The sequence below is a fragment of the Novosphingobium sp. HNCC26DJ243 genome, assembly GCF_057180545.1.
This window is the reverse complement of record NZ_JBXUGN010000002.1, coordinates 256,543-280,676: the sequence shown is the minus strand read 5'-3', so window position 1 is coordinate 280,676 and position 24,134 is coordinate 256,543. Positions and strand designations below refer to the sequence as shown.

26 protein-coding genes are annotated in these 24,134 nt (G+C 63.9%); 13 read left to right on the top strand and 13 right to left on the bottom strand.

Going from position 1 to position 24,134, the window contains the following annotated elements:
- Positions 1-6 precede the first annotated feature (6 nt).
- The gene (locus AC2A04_RS08875) at positions 7-1,686 is read left to right on the top strand and encodes a flotillin family protein (protein WP_484211964.1); all 1,680 of its coding nucleotides are present in this window, start codon (positions 7-9) and stop codon (positions 1,684-1,686) included.
- 3 nt (positions 1,687-1,689) lie between these two features.
- Here the strand turns inward: AC2A04_RS08875 and AC2A04_RS08870 are convergent, their stop codons facing one another.
- Positions 1,690-2,685 carry an adenosine kinase gene (locus AC2A04_RS08870; protein WP_484211963.1) on the bottom strand — a complete coding sequence of 332 codons (996 nt, stop codon included), beginning with the start codon at positions 2,683-2,685 and terminating at the stop codon, positions 1,690-1,692.
- A gap of 144 nt (positions 2,686-2,829) precedes the next feature.
- On the opposite strand from AC2A04_RS08870, the gene AC2A04_RS08865 reads away from it, so the two are divergent.
- The gene (locus AC2A04_RS08865) at positions 2,830-3,261 is read left to right on the top strand and encodes a hypothetical protein (RefSeq protein WP_484211962.1); all 432 of its coding nucleotides are present in this window, start codon (positions 2,830-2,832) and stop codon (positions 3,259-3,261) included.
- On the opposite strand, the gene AC2A04_RS08860 is transcribed toward AC2A04_RS08865, so the two are convergent.
- Positions 3,245-3,697, bottom strand: a complete 453-nt coding sequence (locus AC2A04_RS08860; RefSeq protein WP_484211961.1) for an RrF2 family transcriptional regulator — start codon at positions 3,695-3,697, stop codon at positions 3,245-3,247. The genes AC2A04_RS08865 and AC2A04_RS08860 overlap by 17 nt on opposite strands.
- An 80-nt stretch (positions 3,698-3,777) precedes the next feature.
- On the opposite strand from AC2A04_RS08860, the gene AC2A04_RS08855 reads away from it, so the two are divergent.
- Positions 3,778-4,221, top strand: coding sequence for a globin domain-containing protein (locus AC2A04_RS08855; protein ID WP_484211960.1), 444 nt, complete (start codon positions 3,778-3,780; stop codon positions 4,219-4,221).
- Positions 4,222-4,283: 62 nt separating this feature from the next.
- On the opposite strand, the gene AC2A04_RS08850 is transcribed toward AC2A04_RS08855, so the two are convergent.
- The 5 genes from AC2A04_RS08850 to AC2A04_RS08830 all read right to left on the bottom strand — a co-directional run bounded on the left by AC2A04_RS08850 (position 4,284) and on the right by AC2A04_RS08830 (position 7,789).
- On the bottom strand, positions 4,284-5,471 hold the full coding sequence (locus AC2A04_RS08850) for a saccharopine dehydrogenase family protein (RefSeq protein WP_484211959.1): 1,188 nt from the start codon (positions 5,469-5,471) through the stop codon (positions 4,284-4,286).
- A 90-nt stretch (positions 5,472-5,561) separates the two neighbouring features.
- Positions 5,562-6,116, bottom strand: a complete 555-nt coding sequence (gene dcd / locus AC2A04_RS08845; protein ID WP_484211958.1) for a dCTP deaminase — start codon at positions 6,114-6,116, stop codon at positions 5,562-5,564.
- 21 nt (positions 6,117-6,137) lie between these two features.
- Positions 6,138-6,584: a cytidine deaminase gene (locus AC2A04_RS08840; RefSeq protein WP_484211957.1), complete on the bottom strand. Its 447-nt coding sequence runs from the start codon at positions 6,582-6,584 to the stop codon at positions 6,138-6,140.
- A complete protein-coding gene (locus AC2A04_RS08835; protein ID WP_484211956.1) occupies positions 6,581-7,243 on the bottom strand; it encodes a glycoside hydrolase family 25 protein in 663 nt (220 codons plus the stop codon). The genes AC2A04_RS08840 and AC2A04_RS08835 overlap by 4 nt, the downstream gene beginning before the upstream one ends.
- A 63-nt stretch (positions 7,244-7,306) precedes the next feature.
- Positions 7,307-7,789, bottom strand: a complete 483-nt coding sequence (locus tag AC2A04_RS08830) for a UPF0262 family protein (RefSeq protein WP_484211955.1) — start codon at positions 7,787-7,789, stop codon at positions 7,307-7,309.
- Positions 7,790-7,964: 175 nt separating this feature from the next.
- On the opposite strand from AC2A04_RS08830, the gene AC2A04_RS08825 reads away from it, so the two are divergent.
- Positions 7,965-9,482, top strand: coding sequence for a replicative DNA helicase (locus AC2A04_RS08825; protein WP_484211954.1), 1,518 nt, complete (start codon positions 7,965-7,967; stop codon positions 9,480-9,482).
- Between the two features lie 104 nt (positions 9,483-9,586).
- Positions 9,587-9,931, top strand: coding sequence for a DNA-directed RNA polymerase subunit omega (gene rpoZ / locus AC2A04_RS08820; RefSeq protein WP_484211953.1), 345 nt, complete (start codon positions 9,587-9,589; stop codon positions 9,929-9,931).
- A 58-nt stretch (positions 9,932-9,989) separates the two neighbouring features.
- Here the strand turns inward: rpoZ and AC2A04_RS08815 are convergent, their stop codons facing one another.
- A complete protein-coding gene (locus tag AC2A04_RS08815) occupies positions 9,990-10,373 on the bottom strand; it encodes a nuclear transport factor 2 family protein (RefSeq protein WP_484211952.1) in 384 nt (127 codons plus the stop codon).
- 114 nt (positions 10,374-10,487) lie between these two features.
- Positions 10,488-11,186, bottom strand: a complete 699-nt coding sequence (locus tag AC2A04_RS08810; RefSeq protein ID WP_484211951.1) for a dienelactone hydrolase family protein — start codon at positions 11,184-11,186, stop codon at positions 10,488-10,490.
- Between the two features lie 113 nt (positions 11,187-11,299).
- On the opposite strand from AC2A04_RS08810, the gene AC2A04_RS08805 reads away from it, so the two are divergent.
- From AC2A04_RS08805 to AC2A04_RS08775, 7 genes are all read left to right on the top strand, one after another.
- On the top strand, positions 11,300-11,554 hold the full coding sequence (locus tag AC2A04_RS08805) for a DUF6489 family protein (RefSeq protein ID WP_484211950.1): 255 nt from the start codon (positions 11,300-11,302) through the stop codon (positions 11,552-11,554).
- Between the two features lie 32 nt (positions 11,555-11,586).
- The gene (gene mnmE / locus AC2A04_RS08800) at positions 11,587-12,885 is read left to right on the top strand and encodes a tRNA uridine-5-carboxymethylaminomethyl(34) synthesis GTPase MnmE (RefSeq protein ID WP_484211949.1); all 1,299 of its coding nucleotides are present in this window, start codon (positions 11,587-11,589) and stop codon (positions 12,883-12,885) included.
- A 100-nt stretch (positions 12,886-12,985) separates the two neighbouring features.
- Positions 12,986-14,833 (top strand): tRNA uridine-5-carboxymethylaminomethyl(34) synthesis enzyme MnmG, encoded by a 1,848-nt coding sequence (gene mnmG / locus AC2A04_RS08795; RefSeq protein WP_484211948.1) that lies wholly within the window; start codon positions 12,986-12,988, stop codon positions 14,831-14,833.
- Complete coding sequence (gene rsmG / locus AC2A04_RS08790) at positions 14,830-15,507, top strand: 16S rRNA (guanine(527)-N(7))-methyltransferase RsmG (RefSeq protein ID WP_484211947.1); 678 nt, start codon at positions 14,830-14,832, stop codon at positions 15,505-15,507. The genes mnmG and rsmG overlap by 4 nt, the downstream gene beginning before the upstream one ends.
- The gene (locus AC2A04_RS08785; protein ID WP_484211946.1) at positions 15,504-16,280 is read left to right on the top strand and encodes a ParA family protein; all 777 of its coding nucleotides are present in this window, start codon (positions 15,504-15,506) and stop codon (positions 16,278-16,280) included. Before rsmG ends, AC2A04_RS08785 begins: the two co-directional genes overlap by 4 nt.
- A complete protein-coding gene (locus AC2A04_RS08780; RefSeq protein ID WP_484211945.1) occupies positions 16,277-17,215 on the top strand; it encodes a ParB/RepB/Spo0J family partition protein in 939 nt (312 codons plus the stop codon). The genes AC2A04_RS08785 and AC2A04_RS08780 overlap by 4 nt, the downstream gene beginning before the upstream one ends.
- A gap of 111 nt (positions 17,216-17,326) precedes the next feature.
- The gene (locus AC2A04_RS08775; protein ID WP_484211944.1) at positions 17,327-18,481 is read left to right on the top strand and encodes an acyl-CoA dehydrogenase family protein; all 1,155 of its coding nucleotides are present in this window, start codon (positions 17,327-17,329) and stop codon (positions 18,479-18,481) included.
- A gap of 169 nt (positions 18,482-18,650) precedes the next feature.
- On the opposite strand, the gene AC2A04_RS08770 is transcribed toward AC2A04_RS08775, so the two are convergent.
- Together AC2A04_RS08770 and AC2A04_RS08765 are read right to left on the bottom strand one after the other, a co-directional pair.
- A complete protein-coding gene (locus AC2A04_RS08770) occupies positions 18,651-19,397 on the bottom strand; it encodes a glycine zipper 2TM domain-containing protein (RefSeq protein ID WP_484211943.1) in 747 nt (248 codons plus the stop codon).
- A 129-nt stretch (positions 19,398-19,526) separates the two neighbouring features.
- On the bottom strand, positions 19,527-20,009 hold the full coding sequence (locus AC2A04_RS08765; RefSeq protein ID WP_484211942.1) for a GAF domain-containing protein: 483 nt from the start codon (positions 20,007-20,009) through the stop codon (positions 19,527-19,529).
- A gap of 100 nt (positions 20,010-20,109) precedes the next feature.
- On the opposite strand from AC2A04_RS08765, the gene AC2A04_RS08760 reads away from it, so the two are divergent.
- Positions 20,110-21,573 (top strand): PQQ-dependent sugar dehydrogenase, encoded by a 1,464-nt coding sequence (locus tag AC2A04_RS08760; RefSeq protein ID WP_484211941.1) that lies wholly within the window; start codon positions 20,110-20,112, stop codon positions 21,571-21,573.
- A gap of 18 nt (positions 21,574-21,591) precedes the next feature.
- On the opposite strand, the gene AC2A04_RS08755 is transcribed toward AC2A04_RS08760, so the two are convergent.
- Positions 21,592-22,407, bottom strand: a complete 816-nt coding sequence (locus AC2A04_RS08755) for a DUF815 domain-containing protein (protein ID WP_484211940.1) — start codon at positions 22,405-22,407, stop codon at positions 21,592-21,594.
- Positions 22,404-24,134, bottom strand: coding sequence for an acyl-CoA dehydrogenase family protein (locus AC2A04_RS08750; RefSeq protein ID WP_484211939.1), 1,731 nt, complete (start codon positions 24,132-24,134; stop codon positions 22,404-22,406). Before AC2A04_RS08750 ends, AC2A04_RS08755 begins: the two co-directional genes overlap by 4 nt.

Below are 24,134 nucleotides of genomic sequence, written 5' to 3'. Positions count from 1 at the left end.
AATCCAATGAACCAGCTCGTTCCTATCGCGATCTACGCAGGCACCGGATTTGCGCTGCTGCTGGTGATCGCGTTGACGCTGACCCGACTGTACCGGCGCGCGACCAAGGAAGTGGGCTTCGTGCGTACCGGCTTTGGCGGCGAAAAGGTCGTCATCAACGGCGGCGCGCTGGTCCTGCCGGTTCTGCACGAAACGATGCCGGTGAACATGAACACCGTGCGCCTTGCGGTAGAACGCAAGAACACCGACGCGCTGATCACGCTCGACCGCCTGCGCATCGACGTGAAGGCCGAATTCTACGTGCGCGTGCGCCCCGATGCCGGGGCCATTGCCATGGCCGCGCAGACCTTGGGCATGCGCACGATGCAGCCCGAAGCCTTGAAGGACCTTGTCGAAGGCAAGTTCGTCGACGCGCTGCGTTCGGTCGCGGCGGGGATGACGATGAACCAGCTCCACGAACAGCGCGCCGACTTCGTGCAGAAGGTGCAGCAGGTTTCCTCCAACGACCTCGCCATGAACGGGCTGGAACTGGAGTCGGTCTCACTGACCGGACTGGATCAGACCAGCATAGAACACTTCAACGCGAACAACGCCTTCGACGCCGAGGGTCTGACCAAGCTGACCGAGCAGATCGAATTACGCAAGAAGGCGCGCAACGACATCGAGCAGGACACCCGCGTCCAGATCGAACAGAAGAACATGGAGGCCGAGCAGCTTTCGCTGAAGATCGCGCGCGACAACGAGTTCGCCCGGCTTGAGCAGGAGCGCGAGGTCGAAATGCGCCGCGCCGCCCAGTCTGCCGAAATCGCGCGCGAGCAGTCGATCCGTACACAGGAAGCCGATGCCGCGCGGATCGAGGCCAAGAAGATGGTCGACAGCCAGCAGATCGAGGCCGACCGTGCGGTGCAGCAGGCGCGTATCGCACAGCAACAGGCCATCGAAATCGCGCGGCAGGAACAGCAGATCGCGATCCAGAACAAGAGCCGCGAGGAAAGCCAGGCCAAGTCCGAAGCCGACGAAGCGCGCGCCAAGGCTGCCGCAGCCGAGGAGCAGGTTGTCACCGCGCGTGAAACCGAAGTGGCCGAGCGCGGCAAGCGCATCGAGCTGATCGAGGCAGCCAAGGTTGCCGAGCGCAACGCCATCCGCGTCAAGGTCGAGGCCGAAGCCGAAAAGGCCGCCGCTGCCAACCGCGCCGAGGCCGTGCGCCTCGATGCCGAGGGTGAGGCCGAGGCCGAAAAACTGCGCGCCGAAGCCGCCCGCGTGCGCTTCGAGGTGGAAGCGGCGGGCCAGCGCGCGGTCAACGAAGCGGCGAACCTGCTGTCATCGGATCAGATCTCGCTTCAGACCAAGCTCGCGCTGCTCAAGGTCCTGCCCGAACTGGTGCGCGAATCCGCCAAGCCCTTGGAAGCGATCGATTCGATCAAGATCGTACAGGTCGACGGGCTCACGCGCTCTTCGGGCGGCGGGGGCGAGGGCACTGCAACGGCGAACGGCAACCTGGCCAGCGATGCGCTGACGGCGGCGCTGAGCTATCGCGCACAGGCCCCGATCATCGATGGCTTGATGAAGGAACTGGGGCTGGACGGCGGATCGCTGGAGGGGCTGGTGAAGGGGGCACCGCACAGTGCCCCGGTTATATCGGCCCCGCTTTCCTCCGAACCGGCGCAGCAGAAGGCCGAGGACTGACCATCACCCCAGCCGCTTGGCGACCAGTTCCTTGAGGTCCGCTTCGGGGCGGGCGCCGTAGTGGGAGATGATCTCGGCGGCGCAGACCGCGCCGAGGGTCAGGCATTCGACGAGCGGGCGTCCGCGGACATGGCCGAACAGGAAACCGGCGGCGAAAAGGTCGCCGGCGCCTGTCGTATCGACGACCTTGGCGATCGGTTCGGCGGGGACTTGCGCGTGTTCGCCATGGCTGATGGCGTGGGCACCGTTCTCGCTGCGGGTGACGACCACGGTCGGCACCTTGGCGGCGAGCTGTTCGATGCCGGCATGGAAGTCCTCCACCCCGGTCAGGGCGGCCAGTTCGTGTTCGTTGGCAAACAGGATGTCGATCTGGCCATCCTCGATCAGCGCACGGAAATCATCGCCGTGGCGCGAGATCACGAAGGCGTCGGACAGGGTGAAGGCGACCTTGCGCCCTGCGTTGCGGGCTGCGGCAATGGCGCGGCGCATGGCCTTGCGTGGCTCTTCCGGGTCCCACAGATAGCCTTCGAGATAGAGCACGCTGGCCGCAGCGATCGTGGCATCGTCCAAAGCCTCGGCGGGCAGGAACTGCGAGGCCCCGAGAAAGGTGTTCATCGTGCGCTGGCCATCCGGCGTCACGAAGATCAGGCAGCGAGCGGTCGGCGGCTCTTCGGCGCGCGCCGCGGTATCGAAGGCGATGCCCCCGGCGCGGATGTCGTGGGCGAAGACTTCGCCGAGCTGGTCGTCGGCGACCTGTCCGATGAACGCGCATTTCGCGCCGAGCGCGGCAAGACCCGCCAGCGTATTGGCGGCGGACCCTCCCGAAATCTCGCGGGCCGGGCCCATCGCGTCGTAAAGTTCGCGCGCGCGGTCGGTATCGATCAGCGTCATTCCGCCCTTGGCAAGACCCAGCGTCTCGATCTCGGCATCATCGCACGGAGCCATAACGTCAACGATCGCGTTGCCGATTGCGATGACGTCAAAAAGCGGATCGGACATGCAGGGAATGCTCCATGGAAAGGACGGGGTCGCGTTGGCCTAGCGCCATCGCTGCGTTGCAGCAAGCGCCCGGCTGCGCACCTCGCGCGACGGACAGTGCGCCGGATCGTTGACGCAAAGGGTGGGGCGCTGCATGCCACGGTCGTGACCAAGCTCTTTTCGCGCGCCCTTGTGCCATCGATCGCCCTGCTTCTTGCCTCGTGCGGGGGCGAGACGGTGAACTCCGTCGGCAAGCTGCCGGTGCGCTCCACCCCGCCACCTGTCCGGACCACGGTGCCGCGCCCGGCACCCGTCACGAGGCCGTCCGCTCAGGTCCAGATGATCCCCGGCCTCGAAAACGTGATCGGAGCCGATGCGCTTCAGTTGGGCCGACAATTCGGCGCGCCCCGGCTTGACGTGATCGAGGATGACGCACGCAAGATGCAGTGGACCGGCACCGCCTGCATTCTCGACGTCTATCTCTATCCCCAGCCAGGATCGAACCGCGCGACCGCGACCTACGTGGACGCGAGAAGGGGCGATGGACGGGACGTGGATCGCGCGGCCTGTGTCGCGGCGCTCAGGAAGGCGCCGTAACCTCGCAACCGGGCGAGGCGGGCAGCATGGTCCAGGGTGCAAAGGCCGGAACGCCCTCTTGCGCGATGTCGGCCAGCGAGTGGCGATCGAGCACTGCAAGAAACGCATCGAGCGCTTCGGCAAGCACGCTACTCAGCGCGCAATCCGCCTTGAGCGCGCAGCGTGCGCAATCGGCAAGGCGCATGCCGCGCTCAAGCTTGCGCACCACTTCGCCCACGCTGATTTCCGCAGCCGGCCGTGCCAGGGCTATCCCGCCGCTGCGCCCGCGCTGCGAAACGGCAAGGCCTTCGCGGATGAGCGCCTGCGCCACTTTAGCGACATGATGGTAGCTCAGCCCCTGCTGTGAAGAGAAGGCGGGCAGCGGAAGGGCCCGCCCGCTGCGGGCAAGCACGATCAGAAGGCGCAGGCCGTAATCGGTATGCTGGGTCAGCTGCATCTTTTCCTGATCGATATTTCGCTTGCCGGAATCAAGTAATTTAAATACCGGTAATTCAGTTACCGGATTGGAGATCCCCCATGCGCACCGCATCCGAACAGGCAAGAACCATCGTCAAGGCCACCGCTCCCGCCCTCGAGAAACATGGCGTCGAGATCACCACGGCCATGTACAAGCGCCTGTTCCAGAACGAGGATGTGAAGACCATGTTCGACCAGGCCGCACAGGAAAGCGGCGAGCAGCCGCGCCGCCTTGCCGGCGCGATCCTTGCCTACGCAAAAAACATCGACAAGCTCGAAAACCTCGGGCCCGCCGTGCACCGGATGGTTGCACGCCATGTGGAGACCGGGGTCAGGGCCGAACATTACCCGCTCGTTGCCGACGCCCTGCTCCCGGCGATTCGCGATGTTCTTGGTGCTGAAGTCGCCACTGACGAAGTGCTCGGCGCCTGGGGCGAGGCTTACTGGATGCTTGCCGACATCCTCATCGCCGCCGAAGCCGAGGCTTACGCAGAGGCTGCCTGACGCGTCATGATCTGCGACGTCGGCAACCGGTGCAGAGCCGGATTGCCGACGCTGTCCATGATTCAGTGCTCCACCGCAAATTTGATTTCCGCATGCGCCTGCAGGCGGGATACCAGCGCCTCTCCCAGCAATGATCCGGGCGTTCCGATGCCACCGGGCGCTGCGCTGCCGAGCAGCGCGATGCCCGTTTCTGCAATCATCCGGCTGGTAGAGCCATAGCCTGGATCATAGCGTCCCTTGACGCCGAAACGGATCGTCCGGCCATCGGGCATCTCGCCCAGGAACAGCACATCGTAGAAGCCGCTTTCGCGTTCTTCCTTCGATGGCCCTTCGCCCGGCTGCGGATCGTCAGGACGACCGATCATCGGCGTTCTTGCCATGTGGTCGGCCACTGCCTTGCCCTGCTCGCCAGGGCCGGTCAGTACCATCTCGTCATAGACGAATTCTGTGCCCCACGGATGTCCGAGAATGGCGTTGGTGCGGTGGACGTTCTTGGTGTTGATCGCCGCCATGATGAATGGCGCCTCCCAGCTCGCCAGCGCATCGTCATGCTGCACCCTGTCGCCCGCAGGCTGGGTTGGCCCTTCGAAACCGGGCGTCAGGCAGAACGGGCTGGTCATCAGCGGAATCAACGAGGGGTTCTTGCCCAGCGCGGCAAGCGTTTCCTTGAGACTGGCCGCCGTACCACCCGAAGCACCGCCCTTCATGCCGCGCACGCGACCTTTGATACGCGGGGCAGGGCGACCGAACCGCGCGACCGCCTCCTTCTGCAACATCAGCACGCCAAGATCGAACGGGATCGAATCGAAGCCTGACGAGAAGCATATCCGCGACCCGCTGCTTTCGGCCGCGTGCCCGTGCTTGTCGATCATCTGGCGCATCCAGACCGGCTCGCCACACAAGTCGGCATAGTCGGTCCCGGCGGCAATGCATGCCTCGAGCACCGGCTCGCCGTATAGCTGATAAGGCCCGACCGTGGTCAGGACGACCCGCGTCTGGCCGGCCATTTCGGCAAGGCTGGCCGGATCACCGATGTCTGACACGATCAGGGGCGTGTTCTTGGGCGCATCGATCAGCGCGCGCACTTCGGCAAGCTTGGCAGCGCTGCGCCCGGCCATGGCCCAGCGCGGCCCTTCCTGCCCGTAATGCCGCGCAAGATATTCCGCGACCAGCCGCCCTGTGAACCCCGTCGCTCCGTACACGACGATGTCGAAGGGCCTCTCTGCCCTGTCCGGTTGTCCTGCGCCCATTTGCCTCTCCGCCTCGATTGTTCTGGTCGAAGCTTGGCGAACTCGCTGGCGAATGCAACCGGATTTAAGTGAGGGGTTAAACTGGCGAGGTCACAGCCGCGGCAGCGTCACCCCGCGCTGCCCCATGTACTTGCCCGCACGGTCGGCATAGCTGACTTCGCACGGTTCGTTGCCCTGCAGGAACAGGAACTGGCAGGCGCCTTCGTTGGCGTAGATTTTCGCGGGCAGGGGCGTGGTATTCGAGAACTCGAGCGTGACATGGCCTTCCCAGCCGGGCTCCAGCGGCGTGACGTTCACGATGATGCCGCAGCGCGCATAAGTGCTCTTGCCCAGGCAGATCACGAGAACGTCGCGCGGCACGCGGAAGTATTCGACTGTCCGCGCAAGCGCGAAGGAATTGGGCGGGATCACGCAGCAGTCGGTCTTGCGGTCGACCAGGCTTGCCCCGTCGAAGTTCTTCGGATCGACAACGGCCGAATCGACGTTCGTAAAGATCTTGAACTCGTCGGCCACGCGCGCATCATAGCCATAGGACGACAGGCCATAGCTGATGCAGCCATCGCGCTTCTGGCTCTCCACGAAAGGCTCGATCATGCCTTCGGTCAGCGCCTTGTTGCGGATCCATTTGTCGGAAAGAATGGCCAAGTCTGCTCCCCCTCGGGTTTGTCAGGCCAGATTGGCGGGCCCGAAGGCGTTGGGCAATAGCACCGACAGGCGCATTTCCACCACTTCATGCGCGCCAACGCAGATCACCAGCGGATCGGTGCCGCCAAGCGCAGCCAGTTCGTTGAGTATCTGGCGGCAGCGTCCGCAGGGGCTGATCGCCGCTTCGACTGTGCCGGCCATCCCGCCGAGCACGGCCACGGCCAACAGACCGCCCCGCCGGCCGGCATGGGCGGCGATCGAACAGGCGACCGTTTCGGCGCAAAGCGAAAGGCCGTAGCTCGCGTTCTCGAAATTCGCGCCAGTGACAATGGCGCCATCCTCGAACAGGAGCGCTGCGCCGACATGGAATCCCGAATAGGGCGCATAGGCGGTGCCCATCGCGGTTCGCGCGGCAGCAACGAGCGCCTCGCGCCGGGCGGCAAGCAGACCGGTTATGGTCAGAGTCATGGCTGGACGACCACCCAGCGCAGCGGGCCGGCGGCAGCGTTCAGGCGAAGGCGCCCGGTGGCAGTCCACATCACCCACGGCCGTCCGGCATAACCGGGCTCGAGAAAGTCCTGCGAAGCCCAGATGTTGCGGTCAATCATCGCGGCTAGATGATACTGCTTTTCCAGACCCTTCGAAACCATCAGGATGACCGGCTTCTCGGCGTGCTTTTCCACCTGGTTGAGGAAAGTGGTCAGCTCGCTCTGCATCTGCGCCTCGCCGGGAGCCTCAGGGCAGGTGCGCGAATCGATGTCGAGCGCAATCGCGGGCGGCAGCAGGTCCTTGTCGCGCGGCACGATCGTGACGAAATTCGCCGCCTGCCGTTCGGCCGGGGCGCACAGATCATAGACGTGGACTGCGCCGACCTGCATCCCCCGCTCGCGCGCCGCCTCGAGCCCTTCGGCGAATTTTGCATCGCGCGTGGAGATGCCTTCGCTGGCGGTAAGGTAGGCGAAGTCTGCGCCCGCTGCGCGCAGCAGGCGCCAGTCGACCGCGCCATCGTCGTCGCTCAGCCAGATGCCCTGAACCGGATAGGCATCCCGATCGGGCAACCAGGTTCGCGCCTTCCACCAGCCGAACCCGGCAAGGATGAGCGCCAGCAGCAGCAATGCTGCAGCCATGCGCCTGCGCGCCGTATTCCGTTTCCTGGCCATGATGAAGGTTTGCGATTCCCGAGTCTTGTATCAGCCCCTGATATGCAGCACGCAGATCAGGGTAAAGAGCCGCCTCGCGGTGGGAAAATCGGTTTCGATCTTGCCCTCCAGCCGCTCCAGCAGCATCTCCGCCGCGTCGTTGTGGACGCCGCGACGCGCCATGTCGATGGTCTCGATCTCCGATGCGGTGGCTTTGCGGATCGCCTGGTAATAGCTGTCGCAGATCGCGAAATATTCGCGGATCGGGCGGCGGAAGCGGCCAAGCCCGAGAATCACCGTTTCCAGCGGTTCGCCGCCATCGTCGGCAATCGCCAGAACCAGTCGACCATCGTCGACGGAAAGCTTGAGGCGGTAAGGACCGCCGTGACCCGCCTCGGTCGCGCGCAGGGGTTTGAAGGTGTTTTCCTCGATCAGATCGAAGATCGCGATGCGGCGTTCCTGCTCGATATCGGCGTTGCGCCAGATGATCGTCGCTTCGTCCAGCTCGATATGCGAGATGCGCGGGTCGGCCATTAGGCCCCCTGTGTTGCAGACGCTTGGGCGGCGGGCAAGGGGATTGGTGGGAGGCAGGCCCTGCATTGGTCCATGGTCCGATGGCCGCCAGCTCTTGGGCCTGCCGGCAACACTCCCCGCTATTCACAGCCCCGTGCGATTGCCGTGACGGGCCGCCTGATGCACAATGCGCGTCATGTCAGCCAGCGAAGCCATTCTTTCGCGCGAACCCAACGAGATTCGCGCTCTTCCCTCCAACGTCGAGGCCGAGGCCGCGTTTCTTGGCGCGGTTCTGATCGACAATCGCATTCTCGAGGAATTGCAGACACCGCTGCGGCCGGACCACTTCTTCGCTGCAGTCCATGGCCGCGTCTACGAACGCATCCAGACGCTGATCGATCGCAAGGCCGTGGTCACGCCGGTCACTCTCAAGCCCTATTTCGAGACCGACGAGGGCCTGAAGGAACTTGGTGGCACCGCCTATCTCGCCCGCCTGACCGCCGACGGGCAGGGCCTGCTCAACCCGCGCGAACTGGCCGAGCAGATCTACGACCTCGCCCTTCTGCGCGAACTGATCAGCGTCGGGCGCAATCTTGTCGAGGGTGCGCTCGACACCAGCGATTCGGTCGCCCCGCTCGAACAGGTCGAAAAGGCCGAAGCGGCACTCTATGCCGTGGCCGAAGGCGCGCAGACTGGCAGCGAAGCGCAAAGCTTCGGCGTCGCCACCCGCACATCGCTCGAGATGATCGAGAAGGCCCTGCTTTCAGGCGGCCACATCTCGGGCAAGACCACGGGCCTGACCTCGGTCAACGAGAAGATCGGCGGCCTCCACGATTCGGACCTCATCATCCTTGCCGGGCGTCCGGGCATGGGCAAGACCTCGCTCGTCACCAACATCGCCTTCAACGCCGCCGATCGCCTGAGACGCGATCAGGCCGACGGTATCGCGACCAAGGATTCGGTAGGCGCCGCCGTCGCGTTCTTCAGCCTCGAAATGAGCGCAGACCAGCTCGCCACGCGTATCCTTGCCGAACAATCGGGCATCAGTTCCGAATCGCTGCGCATGGGCCGCATCAGCCGCGAGGATTTCCAGCAGCTTTCGTTCGCCAGCCAGCGCCTCGCCGAATTGCCGCTGTTCATCGACGATACGCCCGCGCTCTCGATCAGCGCCTTGCGTGCCCGCGCGCGCCGCCTCAAGCGCCGTCACGACATCGGGCTGATCGTCGTCGATTACCTTCAGTTGCTGCAGGGATCGGGCCGCGCCAGCGACAACCGCGTCAACGAAATCTCGGAAATCTCGCGCGGATTGAAGACTCTGGCCAAGGAGCTTTCGGTTCCGGTTATCGCGCTTTCGCAGCTCAGCCGCGCGGTCGAGCAACGCGACGACAAGCGCCCGATGCTGTCTGACCTGCGCGAATCGGGCTCGATCGAGCAGGACGCCGACATGGTCTGGTTCGTGTTCCGCGAAGATTACTACGTCATGGCCAAGGAGCCCAAGGTTCCGCAGGGCAGCGACGATTCGAAGATTCAGGAGGCCCATGCCGCGTGGCAGGCCGAAATGGAGCGGGTCTATGGCCTTGCCGAACTGATCGTGGCCAAGCAGCGCCACGGTTCGACGGGCAAGGTCCGTCTGCGCTTTGAAGCGCGCATTACCCGCTTCTCCGACCTTGCGCCGGACGACATGCGCGCCAACGCCTATGGATCGGACGAATAGTGCAGCTTCACACGCCACCGCGCACAACCTCATTTTCTTGACTTTTCCACACCCCGCGCCTAGCTGCCGGTCTTTCCGTCTTTCCAGTATATCGGAGTGCCCGCATGGCGCGCGTTACCGTCGAAGATTGCGTCGACAAGATTCCCAACCGTTTCGATCTCGTCCTGCTGGCCGCAGAGCGCGCCCGCGCGATCTCCGGCGGTGCGGAACTGACGGTCGACCGTGACCGCGACAAGAACCCGGTCGTGGCCCTGCGCGAAATCGCGGAAGAGACCGTGCGTCCGACTGTGCTCAAGGAAAACCTGATCCAGTCGCTGCAGCGCGTCCTGCCTGACGACGATGATGAAGTCGATGAGATCGGCTCGCTCTCGCAGTCGGCCGAAGCGCTGCGCATCACGGCTGCGGCCCCCGTACGCAATACCTCGCTGGGTGCCGACTACGACGGCTGATTATTCTGCAAGATCAATGGATTAAAAACCCCCGGCCGCAAACCGGGGGTTTTTCGTGTCAGGTGTTTTCCATCTGCTCGGCCATCAACTGCCAAACCTTGTTGATCGCCTTGAGCGGGCGCACCATGACCTTGAAATCGACGATCCGCCCTTCGAGATCGAAGCGGATCAGGTCGATGCCATTGACCTGGATTCCGTCCATCTCGCATTCGAACTCAAGGCAGGCCTCGGGCCCGTCCACCAGCTCGCGCACGTAGCGGAAGGTCCCATTGCCGAAGACCTGTCCCGCCGCGGTCAGGTACATCAAGACCTTCTCGCGGCCTACTTGCGGCGAATGGACTACGGGCGAGTGGAAGACGGCGTCGTCCGCAACCAGTTCCTCGAGCAGCTCGGAATCGCTGCCCAGCATATAGCGGTGCCAAGCCGCCAGTCCAAGTTTCATGCCGCGTCTCCCGTTTCGTGGTTGCCGTATTCTGCTGGATTTCCTCATCTGGGGCAGGGCAGGGGGACCGGCATTGATCCGGCGCAACCCCTGCCCGGTCACCTCTGATTCCGATTACCCCAGATGCTGTGCGAAAAAGTCCCTTGTCCGACGATCCGCCAGCGCCGCGCCGTCCTCGCTGCGACGTTTGCCCATTTCTGCGGCAAAGCCATGATCGAGGCCCTCGTAATCGTGCAGCGTGACCTTGGGATGTGGATCGAGCGCGGCATGGATCGCGGCTTGCGCTTCGGCCCCCACGAAATGGTCAGCTGTCGGAATGTGCAACATCAGCGGATTTGCGATGGCATGCGATTCGCCCAGCATCTGGTCGATCATCACCCCGTAGTATCCGACCGCGGCATCGATATCGGTGCGCGTTGCCGCCATGTAGGCCATGCGGCCGCCAAGGCAGAATCCGACCAGGCCGACCTTGTCGATTCCCTCGTAGCCGCGCAGGAAGCGGATCGCGGCCTCGATATCCATGACGCCCTTGTCGGCATCATACTGCCCGAAGTACCCGAAGGCTTCCTGCAGCTGATCGGGCACGTCCGGGTCAAGCTCCACGCCCGGCGCGAACCGCCAGAAAATCTCGGGCGCAAGCGCCATGTAGCCCTGATCCGCCCACGCATCGCACTTGTGCCGGATGCCGGGATTGACGCCGAAGATTTCGGGAATGACGATGATCGCGGCACGGATCGGACCAGCGGGCGTAGCCAGGTAGCCCGGGATCTCGCCTTCTCCATTCAGCGCCGCGAACGTGATCTTCTCACCCATTGCTGCTCGTCCTGTTCATTGTAATCATTGGTCGAATGCCATGTTGGCCCCACACGTGGACTTTGCCAAGCGTGCATGACAGTCTGCGAAATGTTCATACGAAGGATGCCGGCATGAAAATGACCATGGAAGTCGATTGCACCCCGGAAGAGGCTCGCCGCTTCCTCGGCCTGCCCGATCTGTCGAAGGCGAACGACATCTACGTGGAGAACATCGCCAAGGCGATGCAGGGTGTCACCAGCATCGACCAGCTTCAGGGCTATGTGAAGCAGATCGCGCCGATGGGCGAGATGGGGCTCAAGATGTTCCAGCAGTTCATGGAGCAGGGCGGCATGGGCGCGTTCTCGGGCAAGAAGTCCAAGGACTGACGCACCGCAGACGATCGTGTAGGGCAGGGTTCGTGACCGAAACGATCTTTGCCCTCTCATCCGGCCCGCCGCCCGCCGGTATTGCCGTCATGCGCATCAGCGGCCCTCAAGCAGGCGATGCGCTTACTGCGCTGGCCGGACGATGCCCGCCGCCACGCCGGGCCACCTTGGCAACGCTTGCCGACCCGGGGGACGGCACGCATCTTGATCGCACCATGGTTCTGTGGCTGCCGGGCCCTGGCACGGCAACCGGCGAGGACAGCGCAGAGCTTCACCTCCACGGCGGGCGGGCGGTCGTGGCAGCGGTTGAATCCGCGCTGATCAGGATGCCCGGCCTCCGCCGCGCGGAAGCAGGCGAATTCACACGGCGCGCCTTCATCAACGGTCGCATCGATCTGGCCGAGGCCGAGGGCCTGGCCGACCTGCTGTCAGCCGAGACTGAATTGCAGCGCCGCTCGGCGCTGGCAATGGCAGAAGGAGCGTTGTCGCGTCAGGTCGAAGCCTGGCGCAGCGATCTGCTGCAGCTCTCTGCCAGCCTGGAGGCAGCACTCGATTTCTCGGACGAGGATGATGTCGGGGAAGGGGAGAGCCTCTTGCCTGCGGGCTTCGTGTCAGGATGCGATCGGCTGTCCGCCAGCCTCGAGGCCGTGATCGAACGCCCCCGGGCAGAGCCGCTCAAGGACGGCTTTCGCGTCGTGCTGGCAGGGCCACCCAATGCCGGAAAGTCCACGCTCTTCAACGCGCTTGTCGAGTCCGAAGCGGCGATCACCGCGGCTGAACCGGGAACCACCCGGGACGTCCTAATTCGTGCCGTCGCGCTCGATGGCATCGCTTTCACTTTCGTCGACACCGCCGGGCTTCGTGATGAAGGCGCGGGCGAAATCGAGCGCATCGGGATCGCGCGCGCCCGAGCCGCCGCGGAGCAAGCTGATCTCATCCTGTGGCTGGGGCCGGAGGGCCAGGGCCCGCAAGGTCGCCCGACATGGGAAGTGGCTGCGCAATGCGATGTCCCATCAGCGCTGCAAAAGTCAGACACGGCACTGCGCGTCTCGGCGCGAACGGGCGAGGGCATGGCGGAACTGCGAGCTGAACTAGTGCGATTTGCCCGCACGACACTCCCGGCGCCCGGCGAAGCGGCTCTGAACAAGCGGCAGCATGCCCTTATCTGCGACGTCGCAATCGGCGTGCAAGACGCCAGTCACCAGTCGGACCCGTTGCTCGCAGCCGAACATCTCCGGCTGTCCCGCCGCGCACTGGACCAGTTGGTCGGTCGCACCGGAACCGAAGACATGCTCGATGCGCTGTTCGGACGCTTCTGCATAGGCAAATAGTGTTTCACGTGAAACACACTGGGCTGCACAGTCGTCGTTGTTTCACGTGAAACATGAGATGTTTTTGACCGGCGCGCGCAAATCTCCTATCGCGCTGGCCATGCATCAGTTCGACATCATCGTGGTCGGCGGCGGTCACGCCGGCGTCGAGGCGGCCGCAGTTGCCGCGCGAATGGGCGCGCGCACCGCACTTGTCTCCTTCGATCCCGCCACAATCGGCGCAATGAGCTGCAACCCTGCAATTGGCGGGCTGGGGAAAGGCCACTTGGTTCGCGAGGTCGATGCCTTTGACGGACTGGTCGCGCGCGCCGCCGATGCAGGCGCAATCCACTACCGCATGCTCAACCGTTCCAAGGGCAGCGCGGTGCAGGGGCCTCGCGTGCAGGCCGACCGCGTGCGGTTCAAGGCGGCGATCCAGGGAATGATTGCTGCGCAGCCGAACCTGACCGTGATCGGTGGCGAGGCAGCCGCGCTTCACATGGAACAGGGCCGAGCCGCCGGGATCGATCTCGCCGATGGCACGCGTCTTGGGGGAAGAGCTGTCGTGCTCTGCACCGGCACGTTCCTTGGCGGGCGACTGTTCCGGGGCGAGGAGCGCATGGAAGGTGGGCGCATCAATGAGAGTGCGGCCCACACGCTGGCGCAGCAACTGCGCGCAGCCGATCTGCCCATGGCCCGACTCAAGACCGGTACGCCCCCGCGCATCGACGGGCGCACGATCGACTGGGCACGCCTGCCGGAACAGCCGAGCGATGCCGATCCATGGACCATGTCGCCACTGACCTCGGCGCGGCCCTTGCCACAAGTGTTCTGTGCCATCGCCCGGACGAACGAGCGAACCCACGCCATCATCCGCGCAGGCCTCGATCGCTCGCCGCTTTTCACCGGGGCGATCGGCGCGCAGGGACCGCGCTATTGCCCGTCGATAGAAGACAAGATTCATCGCTTCGGCGACCGCGATGGGCATCAGGTCTTCCTCGAACCGGAAGGGCTGGACGATGCGACCGTCTATCCCAACGGCGTCTCCACTTCGCTTCCGACCGACGTGCAGATCGCCATGATCCGTTCAATGGAAGGTCTAGAGAGTGCCGAGATCACCGTGCCAGGCTATGCAGTCGAATACGACCACATCGATCCGCGCGCCTTGCGACGCAGCCTTGAGGTCAAGGCAATCCCCGGCCTCTACTTCGCTGGGCAGATCAACGGCACGACCGGCTACGAGGAAGCTGCGGCGCAAGGTCTGGTTGCCGGCGTGCATGCGGCTGCTGCTGTCCTCGGACGCGACGCGCCCGAGATGGATCGCGCCAACTCGTACATGGCCGTAATGATCGACGACCTTACGCTGCACGGCGTCAGTGAACCCTACCGCATGCTCACGGCCCGCGCGGAGTATCGTCTGCGGCTTCGTGCCAACAATGCCTCGACCCGCCTGACACCGATAGGAATCGCGCTCGGATGCGTTGGCGACGAGCGTCGCTCGTGGTTCGAAGCGCGCATTGCGCAGCGCGACCGTCTGGAGGCGGCATTGCTGCAAGACGTGACCGCTGCCGAGCTCAGTCGCGCGGGGATGCAAGTCAGGGCAGATGGAAGCCGTCGACCCTTGAATGAGTGGCTGCGCTTTCCCGAGGTGAGCATCGCAGCGATGCACCCTTGGATGGGCGACGAAGTCCTCGATCCGCTCCTCGTGGAGGAAGTGGAGGAAGACGCTGCCTACGCCCCATATCTCGCACGCCAGGATGCCGAGCTGCGAAACCTGCGCGCCTCCGACCATGTCGCGCTGGGCATGGGCTTCCCTTATGCCGAGGTTCCGGGGCTCTCGCGTGAAATGGTTGAGCGGCTCGAAAAGGCGCAGCCCGACACGCTGGCGACGGCAGGCCGTATTGCCGGCATAACGCCTGCTGCGCTGGCGAGCCTGCTGGTCCACGCACGCAGACAGGTGGCGGCATGATGCTCGAGACCGAAACCGATGCTCGCGACTGGCTCGCCGACAAACTCGGCCCGAATCAGGATGCGATGGTGCGGCTGTCGCAACTTGTGGATCTCTTGCTGGATGAGAACGAACGCCAGAACTTGGTGGCGCGCGGCACCCTGCCGCACGTCTGGGTGAGGCATATCGCAGACTCCGCGCAGCTTCTCCATGTTTCACGTGAAACACTTCCCGCTGGTCCGTGGCTCGATCTTGGAACAGGTGCAGGCTTCCCCGGCCTCGCCGTCGCGGCAATCGAGCCCGATCGACCTGTCACACTCGTGGACTCGCGTCGGCTTCGCACCGAATGGCTGCAACGTGCCGCCGACGCTTTGGGCTTGGTGAATGTCCGCGTCGTGTTGTCCAGGGTTGAAGACCTGCCAAGCGAACCGCACGCCGTGATTTCGGCACGCGCCTTTGCCCCGTTGGACAAGTTGCTCGAATTATCCGCCCGCTTTTCCACACCCGACACGGTCTGGCTGTTGCCGAAAGGGGCAGGGGCGAAGCATGAATTGGAAATGCTTCCCGAATCATGGAGCCACCTGTTCCACGTGGAACAATCGCTGACTGATCCGTCGGCGGGCATCGTGGTCGGGCGGCTTCTAGGTGGCAATCCGCCATCCCGTAAATCGTCCCGCAAAGGCAAGCGTCCATGATCACCATCGCTGTTGCCAACCAGAAGGGCGGGGTCGGCAAGACAACCACCGCGATCAATATCGCCACGGCACTGGCAGCTACGGGCTGGAAGACGCTGCTGATTGATCTTGACCCACAAGGGAATTGCTCGACGGGCATCGGGATTTCGGCGGGCGAACGCGAGTTCTCCTCCTATGACCTGCTGATCGATCAGGCATCGGTTTCGGGCTGCATGATGCCGACCCGCATTCCGAACCTCGATATCGTGCCCGCAACGGTCGATCTATCCGGGGCTGAAGTCGAACTTGTCAGCGTCGATGATCGGACGCACCGCCTGCGCAAGGTTCTGGCAGAAGATACCGGACACGACATCTGCCTGATCGATTGCCCACCTTCACTCGGCCTGCTGACGCTCAATGCCCTGACGGCGGCTGATTCGATCCTGGTCCCGCTGCAGTGCGAATTCTTCGCGCTCGAAGGCCTCAGCCAGTTGCTGCAGACAGTGGAACGCGTGCAGGAACGCTTCAACCCCGATCTGGGCATCCTCGGCATCGTCCTGACCATGTTCGACAGGCGCAACCGGCTGACCGATCAGGTCGCCGACGACGTACGTTCATGCCTGCGCGACCTCGTGTTCGAGGCCGTTATCCCGCGCAATGTGCGCCTGTCCGAAGCGCCCAGCCACGGGCTTCCCGCGCTGATTTACGACCACGCCTGCCCGGGTTCGCAGGCCTACATGAAGCTGGCACGCGAGCTGATCGCGCGCCTGCCCAAACGGAGAATTGCGGCATGAGCGGCGAGGAAGCAGTGAAGGTGCCGGCCCGGCGTACCGGTCTCGGTCGCGGCCTCGGTGCGCTGATGGGCGAAGTCCGTCGCGAAGAGCCGATCGCACGCGTTTCGGTTTCGGGCGAGAATGCCGAGCCGCGCGACGGAGGCCTTGCCTTGCTGTCGGTCGCAACGATCGAGCCGCATCCCGACCAGCCGCGTCGCCACTTCGACGAAGAAGCGCTGGAGGAGCTGGCGCAGTCGATCGCGGCGCGAGGTGTGATCCAGCCGGTGATCGTGCGTCCGCTCGGGGGCAATCGCTATCAATTGGTTGCCGGCGAACGGCGCTGGCGGGCGGCGCAGAAGGCACGGGTCCATGAAATCCCGGCAATCATCCGCAAGCTTGACGAACGCGAGGTCGCGGCACTTGCGCTGATCGAGAACCTGCAGCGCAAGGATCTCAACCCGGTCGAAGAGGCGCGCGCCTATCAGCGGCTGGCCGACAGCGAAGGCCTGACGCAGCAGGACATTGCCAAGTTCGTGGACAAGTCGCGCAGCCACGTGGCGAACATGATGCGCCTGCTCGGGCTTCCCGAAGACGTGCTCGACATGGTCATGCGCGACGAATTGTCGATGGGCCACGCGCGCGCGCTCATCAACGCGCCCGACCCGGCGTCGCTCGCCCGCGAAGTGATTGCCAAGGGATTGTCGGTTCGTGATGCCGAGCGCCTCGCACGCAAGGCGGCGCGCCCTGAAGCCGGGCGGCGCCAGGCACGTGCAGGAAAGGACCCGGTCGGCGGGGCAGACCTTGCCGCAATCGAGCAGCATCTCGAGGACTTCCTCGGGCTCAAGGTATCGATCACGCCCGATGCCGATCCGGCAAACGGGGCCGTGACGATCCGGTACAAGACGCTCGATCAGCTGGATCTAATCTGTCAGCGCCTCACCGGCGGAGAATTCTGAGGCAGGCCTGATTGCCCGAACAAGCATTAATTAGTCGATTAAAATGTCGTTGACCGTGCGGCTGCGTGGCGCTTACCCTGTGCCCAACAAAGAACCGTACGGGAGAATGCCATGTCACTCGATGCGATCCCTCGCACCGCATACAACGAAGATCACGAGGCCTTTCGCCAGTCGGTGCGGCGCTTCCTGCTTGATGAAGTCGCGCCGAATGCCGAGAAGTGGGCCGAGGACGGAATCGTGCCCAAGGCGCTCTGGCCCAAGGCCGGTGCGCTTGGCATGCTCTGCCCGACAGTGCCCGAGGCATACGGCGGGCTGGGCCTCGATTTCGGCTACAACGCCATCGTCGACGAAGAAAGCAGCTATTACGGGCGCGCGGCGACCGGCTTTTCGCTACAGTCGGACATCGTCGCGAACTACCTGGTGTCCTATGGCTCCGAGGAGCAGAAGAAGGCCTGGCTGCCCAAACTGGTCTCGGGCGAGGTTATCACAGCCATCGCGATGACCGAGCCGGGCACCGGCTCCGACCTTCAGGGCATGCGCACCACGGCGCGCAAGGATGGCAACCATTATGTCATCAACGGGTCGAAGACCTACATCACCAATGGGCAGAACGCCGATCTCATCCTGGTATGCTGCAAGACCGACACCGACATCCAGCCGGCATGGAAAGGCGTGTCGATCGTGCTCGTCGAAGCCGATCGCGAAGGGTTCAAGCGCGGGCGCAACCTCGACAAGATCGGGCAGGACGAGGCGGATACCTCGGAACTGTTCTTTGAGGAGGTTCGCGTGCCCATCACCAATTGCCTGGGCGAAGAGGGCAAGGGCTTCATCTACCTGATGAGCGAACTGCCGCAGGAACGCCTGTCGATTGCGGTGAGTGCACAGTCCTCTGCCCAGAAGGCGTTTGACGACACGGTGGAGTTTACCCGCGAACGCAAGGCCTTCGGCAAACCCATTCTGGACTTCCAGAACACCCGCTTCACGCTCGCCGATCTCAAGGCGAAGCTGCAGGTGGGCTGGGCCCATCTCGACTGGGCGCTGACCCGCCATCTTCGGAAGGAACTGACGCCGGAAGAGGGCGCGGCAGCCAAGCTCTGGCACACCGAACTGCAGTGGGAAATCATGGACAAGTGCCTCCAGCTTCACGGCGGGGCAGGCTACATGAACGAATATGCCATCGCCCGTGCCTGGCGCGGTGCGCGGGTCATGCGCATCTTTGGCGGCACCAACGAGATCATGAAGGAACTGATCGGGCGCAAGCTTTAAAAAGTTTGCAGAAAGTCCGCACCTAACTTCGTCATTGCGAGCGCAGCGAAGCAATGACGCGTGATCCTGATTTGCTGCAAGCCGCCTTAGCGTCCGAACGGAACTGGCAAAGCAAACGGCCCGCCTCTCAAAAGGCGGGCCGTTTCACGTGGAACACGCCCAATCCTGATCAACCGGTGTAGACGCGCTTTTCCTTTACGCGCTTGTCGCGATAGACCGGCTTGCGCGGAACGTGGCGATGACGGATCGGCTCGGTCACCCAGCGTTCGGTGACGACCGTCTTTTCTTCGCAGGGCTGCGATTGCGGTATCATCACCGGCACCATCACATAGCCATAGGGCGCGTACCCTTGCGGACCATAGGCAGGGTAGGGGGCATAAGCGCCACCCTGCTGCACCGAGCGCGCGTAATCGTCGCATTCGGCCCGCAGCTCCTTGCCTTCGGCCTTGTCGATCGCAGTGCCGACGACAGCGCCGACTGCGGCGCCAGCCACTGAGCCGAGCACGCGGTTACCGCCGGCCAGACGATTGCCAGCCACGCCGCCGATCAGACCGCCGAGCAACGCGCCGCCGATCCCTTTGTCGCCATAGACCTTGCGGCAGCGCGCTTCCATTTCGTTCCAGCGCGGATCGACCGAGGGGTAACCCTGCGGGTAGTGCTGCTGCGGATAGGCCTGTTGCGGATAGGTCGACTCACCGTTGATGGGTTGCACCATGACCGTCGTGGGCCAGGGAGCGCCGACCATTGGCGGATAAAAGACCGGACCCTGTCCGAAAACCTGACCATGACCATAAGTCTGACCCTGCCAGTGCCCCGGTCCGCCATGGTGATCCTTTGCCTGGACGGGCGTGGCGGCAAGGGCGGATGCGACCAGCGCAATGCCGGCGAGTCCGGAAAAAGTCTTGAGACGTAGCATCTTGCGGTTCCCCCAAAGGGTCCGGCGCGGGCAGCACCAGGAATTAACCGCAAACTTACCATCGAAAGCCGCAGAAAACCAAGGTTCCGCGGATGCTTGAGTCCGGCCTGTCCCGAATCGGGTCAGGAATCAGACGCGCTCGGCAAGTATCGCGGCCAGGGCTTCGATTCCGCGCGCGTCGTCTTCGTCGAAACGGGCAGGCGAAGGGCTGTCTAGATCGATCACGGCAATGACCTTTCCGTCGCGAATCACCGGCACCACCAGTTCCGAACGACTGGCCGCGTCGCATGCGATGTGCCCGGGGAAGGCATGAACGTCGGGCACCAGCTGGGTCTCCCCGCTTCGGGCGGCAGCACCGCATACCCCCTGGCCCAGCGCGATGCGGATACAGGCCGGTTTTCCGATGAACGGTCCAAGAATCAGTGCGCCATCGACCATGCGATAGAACCCCGCCCAGTTGAGATCGGGAAGGAACTGCCAGATCAGCGCCGCAACGTTGGCCATGTTGGCCACGCTGTCGGGCTCGTCCTGCACAAGCGCAGTGGCCGAAGCGCAAAGCTCGGCATGGAGATCGGCCTTGGACTGGCCGGGAGAGGGGGCAAAGCTGAACATCGCGCCGTTCTAGCGAAGCCATTCGGAAAAGTCGCGCGGCGCAACTTCCGGCCTTTTGCAGGCATTGCTCTTGGCGCTGGCGAAGCATAGATTCACGACCATGAACCTTATCAAGAAGATCCTGATCGCGATCCTCGTGATCATCGCCCTCGTCGGCGGCTACATTGCTTGGTCGATCCACGGGAAGTCCGCGCAATTCACGCTCGACGAGACCACTGGCCCGCGGCCCAAACTGGCCGATCCGGACGAGCAATCGATTCCGACCATCCGCACCGCCGATCCGATCGGATGGAAGGATGGCGAAACCCCCGTAGCGGCGCAGGGCCTGCAGGTGACCCGATTTGCCGACAAGCTCGACCATCCGCGTACGGTCGTCACGCTGCCCAATGGCGACGTTCTCGTCGCGGAAACCAATTCGCCTCCGCGTGGCGATGGCGGTGGGATCACCGGCGCCGTTATGGGATATCTGTTCCGCAAGGTCGGTGCAGGCGGTCCTTCGCCCAACAAGATCGTGCTGCTGCGCGACGGCGATGGCGACGGCAAGGCGGAACAGCGCTTCGTCATGGAAAACCCGGCGCTGGATTCTCCCTTCGGCATGGCGCTTCGCGACGATCGCCTGCTGGTGGGCAATCACAACGCCGTGCTCTCGTTCCCCTACAAGCTTGGCGATACCGCGCTGACGGGCAAGCCCGAGAAGCTGATGGACCTGCCGGGCGGTGGCAACCACTGGGCGCGCAACCTGATCCTGAGCCCTGACAACGCACTGCTCTACGTCACGGTCGGATCTTCATCGAACATCGCCGAGAATGGCATCGATGCTGAACAGGGCAGGGCTTCGATCCACGAATACGACTTTGCCAAGAAGCGCTCGCGCGAATACGCGTCCGGCCTGCGCAACCCCAACGGGCTTGACTGGAATCCGAACAGCGAAGAGCTTTGGACGACAGTAAACGAACGCGACATGCTCGGCTCGGACCTCGTGCCCGATTACCTGACCAACGTCCCGTTCGGCGCTAATTACGGCTGGCCCTGGGCGTACTGGAAGAAGAACATCGACTGGCGCGTCGAAGCACCGATGCCGCAATACCTGATGGAATATGTCCGCAAGCCCGAATACGGCCTCGGTGCGCATGTCGCGCCGCTCGGCCTTGCCTTTGCCAAGGGTGGAAACCGCATGGGCGGCAAGTTTGCGAGCGGTGCATTCGTTGCACGGCACGGTTCGTGGAACCGCCGCCCGCTGGCCGGTTACGACGTGGTCTTCGTGGCCTTCGACGACCGCGGCAATGTCCTGAAGCAGCCACCGGTCCCGGTGCTGACCGGCTTCCTCACCAGCGACGAGAAGGCCCGTGGACGCCCCACCTGGGTTGCCTTCGCCAAGGACGGCGCCTTGCTGGTCAGCGACGATACCGGCGGCGTGATCTGGCGCGTGATCGCACCAGGGGCGCAGGCCGCCGCCGCCGCTGTCACGCTACCCAAGCGCACGGCGCCGCCGCAGCCCAAGGGGACCGGCAAGTTCATCATGCGGCCCAATGCCGATTCGGATCTGGTGAAGCCCAAGCCCTGATCAAGCGCGGCCGGTCGCTCAGAGGGAGCGGCCGGCCCGTCCGGCAAGCTCGTTGACATATTGCCACGCCACCCGGCCCGATCGGCCGCCGCGGCGCTTGGACCATTCGAGCGCGTCGGACTCATCGAACGCCAGCCCGTAGTGCGCAGCATACCCCCCAATGATCGCAAGATAATCGTCCTGCGTGCAATTGTGGAAACCGAGGCTCAGGCCGAAGCGGTCTGCCAGCGCGAGTCGGTCGTCGATCACATCACGCGGATTGATCGGGTCATCCTGCTCGGACAGGTGACGCTCCACGATGGCGCGCCGGTTCGAGGTTACCGCGAGACGGACATTGGCGGGTCGTGCTTCCACCCCGCCTTCGAGCCACGAGCGCAGCTTTCGCGCGCCCGAGGTATCACCGGCGTCGAAACCCAGATCATCGAGAAACACCAGAAAGCGCCGGTCCAGCCCTCGCAGCGTGGTGAAAAGGTTCGCGAGCCCGAGATCGGGGCTGGCCTGGATCAGCGCAAGCGCACCCGGTCGGGTCATCTGCGCTGCAAGCGTCGCTGCACGCAGCAGCGCGGACTTGCCCATGCCGCGTGAACCCCACAGCAACATGTCGTGCGATGCAGCGCCTTGCGAAAGCCGGGCGACATTCTCGACGACAGCATGTTTCTGCTGGTCGATGCCCTGCATCAGTTCGAGCGGCGGTGCCTCGAGCCGGTCGATGCCCCGTGCGGTCTTGCCGTCCCAGACGTAGGCCGGGAACGCCAGCCAGTCTGCCGAAATGACGGCAGGCGGTGCCAGACGCTCGAGCGCATCGGCGATCCGGCTCAGCAAGGCTTCGCTCATCCGGCGAGGGCCTCCGCATCGAGCGCATAGAGCAGCGCGGCTCCTGCCATGGCCGACGAGCCAAGCCCGCGCGCTTCCGGCACGATCACCCGGTTAAAGAACTTCGTTACGGCAATCTTGGCATCGAGCCCCGATGCTCGGGACTGCCGACCCAGTTGCCAGCCCGCCACGGCGACAGCACACATCGTTGTGAAGGGCACCGAACCTGCCAGCTTGTCGTCGAGCGAAGCGCTGGTGCTCATCCACTGGCCGATTGCCGCAGCATCTCTGGCCAAGGTGGCAACTTCGGGCACATCTTCCATCTCGGACGCAATCTGCGCCATCAGGGCCTGCAACACGCCGCCCCGGATTCCGTCAGCCTCGTAGCCGAGCTTGCGCGTGACAAGGTCGGCGGCCTGGATACCGTTGGTACCTTCATAGATCGGCGCAATGCGCGCGTCGCGATAGTGCTGGGCAGCGCCTGTTTCCTCGACGAAGCCCATACCGCCGTGGACCTGGATGCCAAGGCTGGCAACCTCGCACCCGATGTCGGTGCCCCAGGCCTTGAGCATCGGCACGAGCAGTTCGGCCCGCTTCTGCGCCTCGGCATCGCCCAGCGTGCCGCGATCGACCTGCCCGGCTGTATAGTAAAGCAGTGCGCGCGCGCCTTCTGTGAGCGCTCGCATCCGCATCAGCATGCGCCGCACGTCGGGATGTTCGATGATCGCCACGGGACTGCGGTCGGGCGATCCGGCGCGTGCCGACTGGACGCGGTCGCGCGCATAGGCCCGCGCCTGCTGGAACGCGCGCTCGGCGATCTGCACTCCCTGGCTGCCGACGTTGATCCGCGCGGAATTCATCATCGTGAACATCGCGCGCAACCCGCCGTTCTCATGCCCGACCATTTCGCCGATGCACTCGCCATTATCGCCATAGGACATGACACAGGTCGGCGAGGAGTGGATACCCAGCTTGTGCTCAATCGAGACGCAGGTGACGTCGTTGCGCGGTCCGAGCGAGCCATCAGAATTGACGTGAAACTTGGGCACGACGAACAGCGATATGCCGCGCGAGCCTTCAGGTGCACCGGGCGTGCGGGCAAGTACGAGGTGGACGATATTCTCGGCAGCGTCGTGCTCGCCGAAGGTAATGTAGATCTTGGTGCCGGCGATGCGGTACTTGCCCGCGTGCGGGCCGTCCAAGATCGGCGTTGCTGTCGTGCGCAGCGCGCCGACGTCCGAGCCTGCCTGCGGCTCGGTCAGGTTCATCGTGCCCGACCATTCACCGCTGATCAGCCTGGGCAGGTAGAGCGCCTTTTGCGCATCGCTGCCGTGATGATCCAGCGCCTCGATCGCGCCGACCGTCAGGATCGGCAGGAGCGTGAAGCCCATGTTGGCCGCGCCGAGCGTTTCGAGAACGGCCGTTGCGAGCGTGAAAGGCAGGCCCTGTCCGCCGAAGGCTTCCGGGCCCGCGATCGATCCCCAGCCTTGATCAACGAACGCTCTGTACGCTGCATCATATCCGGAAGGGAGCGTCACCACGCCAGCGTTCCACTTTGCCCCGATCTGGTCGCCCACGCGATGCAAAGGGGCCCATTCACCTTCGGCAAATGCGCCGATACCCTCCACGATTGCTTCGACAAGGTCTGGCGTTGCAGCGGCAAATCGTTCGCTCGCGGCAATCTCGTCGAGTCCGGCACTTACCGTGATGGCAAGGATCTGGTCCGCAGTGGGCGCTGTAAAGGTCAT